Genomic DNA, 6,000 nt, shown 5'->3' with positions numbered 1-6,000 from the left:
AGCGGGAGCAGCGCGTTCATGTCCGGCCCATGCTCGCGCTCGGTGAGCGCGAGCCGCAGCGGCAGGAACAAGGCCTTGCCCTTGCGCCCGATGGCGGCGTTCAACTGACCCGTCAGCGCTTTCCAGGTACCGGCGTCCCATGTGGCGGTTTCCGCCAGTTCGGCGGCCTGACGCACGAAGGCGCGATCCTCGTCATCCAGCGCACTCTCCACGCTGCCCTCGACGACGCTCCACCAGTCGGCCGCGTCGGACAGCCGGGTCAGATTGGGCCGAATCGCTTCCCAAGCGGCGGCATCCATACCCGCCGGAAGCCGGTCCGCCACTGCCGCATGATCGAGCAGGTGAAGGATACGCGCGTTGAGCGCCTTCAGTTCGTCCAGATCGAAACGCGCGGGCGCCCGACCGAAGCGGGCGAAATCGAAATCAGCGAACAGCGCGTCGGGCGACGCGACCGGTTCGACCGGCAGGCTGGTACCGATCCGGCCGAGCAAGGCAATCAGCGCGATCGGCTCTATCCCCTCCTCGCGGAAAGCGTCGCAGCCGAGTGAACCGAGCCGCTTCGACAACTTGCCCTCGCTGCCGACCAGCAAGGCTTCGTGCGCGAAGGCCGGCGGTGTCGCGCCGAGTGCCGAGAACATCTGCAACTGCAGCCCCGTGTTGGTGACGTGGTCCTCGCCGCGAACGACATGGGTGATGCCCATGTCGATATCGTCGATCGCGCTGGGCAGCATATAGAGCCAGCTGCCGTCGGCGCGGCGGATCACCGGGTCGGACAGGCGGCTCGGATCGAGCTGCTGCGGGCCCCGGATCAAGTCGTCCCAGCGGATCGGCTCGTCATGGTCGAGCAGGAAGCGCCAGTGCGGCTGATGGCCGTCGGCTTCGAGCGCCGCCCGCTTCGCGTCGTCCAGTTGGAGAGCGGCGCGGTCGTAGATCGGCGGCAGGCCGCGACCCGCGAGGATCTTGCGCTTGAGCTCGAGTTCCTCGGCGGTCTCGTAGCAGGGATAGACCCGGCCCGCCGCGCGCAGCTCCTCGAAACGACGTTCGTAAAGCGCGAACCGGTCGGACTGCCGCGCCTCGGCATCGGGCGAGAGGCCCAGCCAGGCGAGATCGGCGCGGATCGCGACGACGTTTTCTTCGGTCGAACGCTCGGCGTCGGTATCATCGAGGCGCAGCAGGAAGCGGCCCCCATGGGCGCGCGCCCACATCCAGTTGTGGAGCGCGGTGCGGATGTTGCCGACATGCAGCCGGCCAGTGGGGGAGGGAGCGAAGCGGGTGACGACCATGGCGGGCTCTTAGGCGGATATGATCGGTTCAGCCACCCTCTTCCCCCACGGGCACCTTGCGACTAAGAGCCCCCGAGTCTTCCGCCCACACCGCCCGAACGGGGATAGATCCATGAAGCTTCTTACCGGCAATTCGAACCAGCCGCTCGCCAAGGCGATCGCCTCCTATCTCGAACTGCCGTTGACGGAGGCGAGCGTCCGCCGCTTCGCCGACGAAGAGGTTTTCGTCGAGATCCATGAGAATGTCCGCGGCGAGGACGTGTTCGTGATCCAGTCGACCGGCTATCCGGCGAACGACAATCTGATGGAATTGCTGATCTGCATCGACGCGCTGAAGCGCGCGTCGGCGAAGCGCATCACCGCCGTCATCCCCTATTTCGGCTATGCCCGGCAGGATCGGAAGCCCGGCCCGCGCACGCCGATCTCGGCCAAGCTGGTCGCCAATCTGCTCGAGACCGCCGGCGCCAACCGCGTCCTGTCGGTCGACCTGCACGCCGGGCAGATCCAGGGCTTCTTCGATATCCCGACCGACAATCTCTATGCCGCGCCGGTGATGTCGGCCGACATCCATGCGCGCTTTGCCGGCCGCAACCTGATGGTCGTATCGCCCGACGTCGGCGGCGTGGTGCGCGCCCGCGCGCTGTCCAAGCGGCTCGACAACGCCCCGCTCGCGATCGTCGACAAGCGCCGTGAGCGTCCCGGCGAATCGGAAGTCATGAACATCATCGGCGACGTGTCGGGACGTTTCTGCATCCTCGTCGACGACATCGTCGATTCGGCCGGTACGCTGTGCAACGCCGCTGCGGCGCTGCGTAAGGCAGGGGCCGAGGACGTCGTCGCCTATGTCAGCCATGGCGTACTCTCGGGCGGCGCCGTGGCCCGCGTCGAGAAGTCGGAGCTGCTCGAACTCGTCATCACCGATTCGATCGGCGCGACCCCGGCGGTGGCCGAGGCGACCAAGATCCGCCACCTGACGATCGCCCCGCTGCTCGGCGAGGCAATCAAGCGCATCGCCGACGAAAGCTCGGTTTCCAGCCTGTTCGACTGATCGGGGCGGGGCGCTTCGGGGAGCGCGGGCTTCCCGGAAAGCCGTGTCCGCCGCCTTATTGATACGGACCGTCGACCAGCCGCTGCGATATCCACCAGATATTGCCGTGCCGATCGCGCACGCCACCCTGCCGGTCGCCATAGGGCATGTCGGCGACCGCCATCTCCAGCGTGCTCCCCGCCGCGACGGCACGCGCAACGCTCGCGTCGGCATCGTCGACATAGAGGTAATAGGATGCCGGCATCGCTGGCCATTCGGCGCTGGCTTCGCTGAGCATGATGCACGCCGTGCCGATCCGGACCTGCGCATTGGCAATGCATCCGTCGGGACGGTGAACGACGTGGACGACATCGCCGCCAAGCCCGTCCGTCAGGAAATCGAGCAAAGCAGCGGCATCGTCGGCAAACATATAAGGCGTGACGGTCGCGAAGCCGGGTGGCGTGGTCATGGCGAGTCTCTCTGGAGAAAGACCCTTGTTCTCATGCCATGTCGGCAAAAGCCACGATGGACCCTTCAGCGTGGGTTGTCCCACCGCAAAGCGCTTCCGTCCTGCCCGCTCCGGGGCTAGGTCGCTGTCATGACCGAAGACGATATCCGCCTCGCGGAACGGCTGGCCGAGGCCGCCGGTGCCGCCATCCGCCCCTTCTTCCGTGCGCGGTTCGACCGTGAGACCAAGGCCGATGCCTCGCCGGTGACCGAGGCCGATCGCGCGTCGGAGGCGGCGATGCGTGCGATCCTGGCAGTCGAGCGGCCCCAGGACGGGATCATCGGCGAGGAATATGGACGCGAGCGCGAGGATGCCGAGCGCGTGTGGGTGCTCGACCCGATCGACGGCACGCGCGCCTTCGTCGCAGGGCGGCCGCTGTTCGGCACGCTGATCGCGCTGGTCGAGGCGAACCGGCCCGTCCTGGGCGTGATCGACCAGCCGATCATCGGTGACCGCTGGGTCGGCGCGGCCGGGCGGCCGACGCTGTTCAACGGCGCGGTCGCCGCCACCCGCAACTGCGCGCGGCTGGATGCGGCGCATATCGGCACCACCTCTCCGGCGGCCTTCCCGGCGGGCGACCTCGACCGCTTCCTGCGCGCGAGCGGTGCGGCGGGGGACACGCTCTGGGGCGGCGACTGCCACAATTATGGTCTGGTCGCGTCGGGGCATCTGGACGCAGTCGTCGAGTCCGGCCTCAAGCTTTATGATTTCGCCGCGCTGATCCCTGTGGTCGAAGGTGCGGGCGGACGGATGACCGACTGGCAAGGGCGTCCGCTCGACGCTGACAGCCCCGGCGAGGTGATCGCTGCCGGTGATGCGCGCCTGATCGAGGCGATTGCCGCGCAGCTCAACTGACGCCGGCGGAGCGTCAGTGGATCAGCGACTTGGCGAGCGACTTGGGTTGCTTGCGGTCGCCCGCCTGCTTGGCATTGTCACGCTCGGTACCGATGTCCTTGCGCGGTTTGCCCTTGGCGGTCCGCATCGCGCTGGCGCGCGCGCCGTCGAGGATTGGACCGCAGGCCGCTGCCTTGGCGTCGCCCGGGTCGACGAAGGCCAGCAGCGCGGCAAAAGGCGTCGCTACCGCCCCCAGCGCGATGCCGGCGCCACCGCGCGCGAGTAGTTCCGGGCTGATCACGTCGATGCCGGGCTGCGCGAAATAGCCCTTTATGCCGACCGGCGACTGGCCGGAAAAAAGGCTGAACTTCTTGCTGTCGGCACGGAAGTTCATGTCGAGCGACTCGTCCTTGAAGCTGAATCCGCCCTTGGCGACCATGACGTTCTTGCTGGTGTCGATCAGGATCGGGTCGGCCGCCGCCACGCCGTTGCGCACGGTGAAGGCGATCAGGCCGCAGTTGATCTCCACGGGCTTCTTCAACTTGTCCTCGAACATCTTCTGGACGAAGGTTCCGATGTCGAACTCGGACAGCTGGACATATTGGGTCCAGAAGGTTCCGCGGGGAAGGATGAAGGCCACCCGGCCGTTGGAGGTGCCGAGCGAATCACGCAGGGTGTTGCCCGTGCCCCGCAGCTTGATCCGCGCCTTGACCGTTCCGGTCGTGCCATTGTCCGACACGCCGAAGCCGGCAAGCAGCTTACCCATTGGCGTCGGCGACAGGCGGATGTCGTAGTCGGTCACGACGGCGGGGTTGCGCGCGTCGATGACGATGTCGGAGGCGAGGTGGCCGCTCGCAATGTCGAAGCTGAACGGCGACAGCTTGAGCAGGCTGTTGTCGAGGTCGAAGACGAGATTGACGTTGCTGATCGGGAATTTCGGGTTCCGGAAATCCTTCACCCGGTAGAGAATATGGGCATCGAAGCCACGGATCGACTCGATCCGCAACGGCGCGTCGGGCAGGATGCGCGGGGTGGCGCCCGCCTGTTTGACGGCGGCCTGCACCCCCTTGGTCGCCAGCGCCTGCGGCTCATAGCCGATGAACGGTCCGACATCGATGATGTCGACGAGGTTGGATTCGAGCGCAGCGTCGATGAACACGCGGTCCTTCGGTATGCTAATCGTCATTCTGCCGTGCAGGTCGCTCGCGCCATATCTGCCGTTGAGTCGGGTAAAGCGCCATTCACCGCCGACCTTGGTCAGCTTCGACGTGAAGGCATAGGCCCGTGTATCGGGCGCGGCCACGCCGAGCAGATCGAACAGCAGCCGGATATTGGGCCCCCGCACCTTCAGATTGAGGTCGGAGCCCTCGATCTGCGTCGCCGCGGGCAGCCGTCCGTCGACATCCATGCGCGTCTGCCCCTGGCGTGTGCGCATCTCGAACCGGGTCGGCCCGAAACGGACGGTGGCGTTCGGCGACAGGATCGAGCCGTCTACCGTAAAGGGCCGGCTGCGCAGCGTGCCCGTTCCGGTGAAGGGGACACGCCCGTCGATGCGTTGGCCGCCGGAGGCGATGTCGCCGACCTTGATATCGGTATGCAGGAAAAGCAGCGGATCGACGAAGCGTACTTCGGTGTTGGTCACCTGTGCACGCCCGATCACCGGCCACAGAAAGGGCTCGCCCTTCCTGTTCGGGTCTCCGAAGGTCCAGGTGTTGCGGCGCTGGCGGTCCCATTCGGCGTCGACCTTGCCGCCGTCGAGGACCAGCCACTCCGCGCGGCGCTTGCCGAAGAGCAGCGGGATCGTCTCGATCCGCGCGGAGATATGGCGTGCCTCGAAGAAATTGGGACGCGAGGCCCAACTGGGGTTCGACAGAGTCAGTCTCTCGGCGAGGAAACGGGCGTCGATGATATCGAAATAGAACTGAAAGTCGCCCGCGACCTTCACCGTTCGACCACTGGCGCTGCTGGCGAGCGATTCGAACGGACGCTTGAGGAAGCGGCCCTTGGTTATGTACAGCACCAGCCAGGCCAGCACGAGGAGCGCCAGGATCGCGCAGACGACTCGCGCGGCGTTGCGCGCGAGCTTGAGTCGCCGCCTGCGTCGTTCGTCGGGCGTCCGCGAGCCGTTTTGCGGCGGATGCGCGCTGTCCTGCTCGGGGCTGCGTTCGACGGTCATGACCAGCTAGAACCGCCGATCGCAAGTGTCGGTTCCACGGGCGGCACGAGCGCGCACGGGGCAGGGCGAAGCGACTTGCATTCCTTTGCTCCGCTGCTTATAGGCCCGCGCTTCCGCGATTTGATGGACGGCCCGGCTGTATGGGCTGCCGTGGCTGTCCCCAAACGTCGCA

Annotated in this window: 5 protein-coding genes; 2 read left to right on the top strand and 3 right to left on the bottom strand. The window is 66.5% G+C overall.

Annotated elements, in window-relative coordinates; all coding sequences use genetic code 11:
• Nucleotides 1–1,283 (bottom strand): glutamate--tRNA ligase (gene gltX, locus KAY22_RS07815; protein WP_296621929.1); only part of this gene is annotated, 1,283 nt, incomplete at its 3' end.
• A 112-nt stretch (nucleotides 1,284–1,395) separates the two neighbouring features.
• Between gltX and KAY22_RS07810 the strand changes: the two genes are divergently transcribed.
• Complete coding sequence (locus tag KAY22_RS07810) at nucleotides 1,396–2,331, top strand: ribose-phosphate pyrophosphokinase (protein WP_165323845.1); 936 nt, start codon at nucleotides 1,396–1,398, stop codon at nucleotides 2,329–2,331.
• A 55-nt stretch (nucleotides 2,332–2,386) separates the two neighbouring features.
• Here the strand turns inward: KAY22_RS07810 and KAY22_RS07805 are convergent, their stop codons facing one another.
• Nucleotides 2,387–2,779 carry a VOC family protein gene (locus tag KAY22_RS07805; RefSeq protein ID WP_296621924.1) on the bottom strand — a complete coding sequence of 131 codons (393 nt, stop codon included), beginning with the start codon at nucleotides 2,777–2,779 and terminating at the stop codon, nucleotides 2,387–2,389.
• A gap of 129 nt (nucleotides 2,780–2,908) precedes the next feature.
• On the opposite strand from KAY22_RS07805, the gene hisN reads away from it, so the two are divergent.
• Entirely contained in the window at nucleotides 2,909–3,673 is a 765-nt protein-coding gene (gene hisN, locus KAY22_RS07800) for a histidinol-phosphatase (protein ID WP_296621922.1), read from the top strand.
• Between the two features lie 13 nt (nucleotides 3,674–3,686).
• Here the strand turns inward: hisN and KAY22_RS07795 are convergent, their stop codons facing one another.
• Nucleotides 3,687–5,828, bottom strand: coding sequence for an AsmA family protein (locus KAY22_RS07795; protein ID WP_296621919.1), 2,142 nt, complete (start codon nucleotides 5,826–5,828; stop codon nucleotides 3,687–3,689).
• Between the last annotated feature and the right edge of the window lie 172 nt (nucleotides 5,829–6,000).

Source organism: Rhizorhabdus sp., assembly GCF_018006725.1.
Taxonomy (GTDB): Bacteria; Pseudomonadota; Alphaproteobacteria; order Sphingomonadales; family Sphingomonadaceae; genus Rhizorhabdus.
The sequence above is the reverse complement of the archived record's forward strand: the minus strand, read 5'-3'. Positions and strand labels throughout refer to the sequence as shown.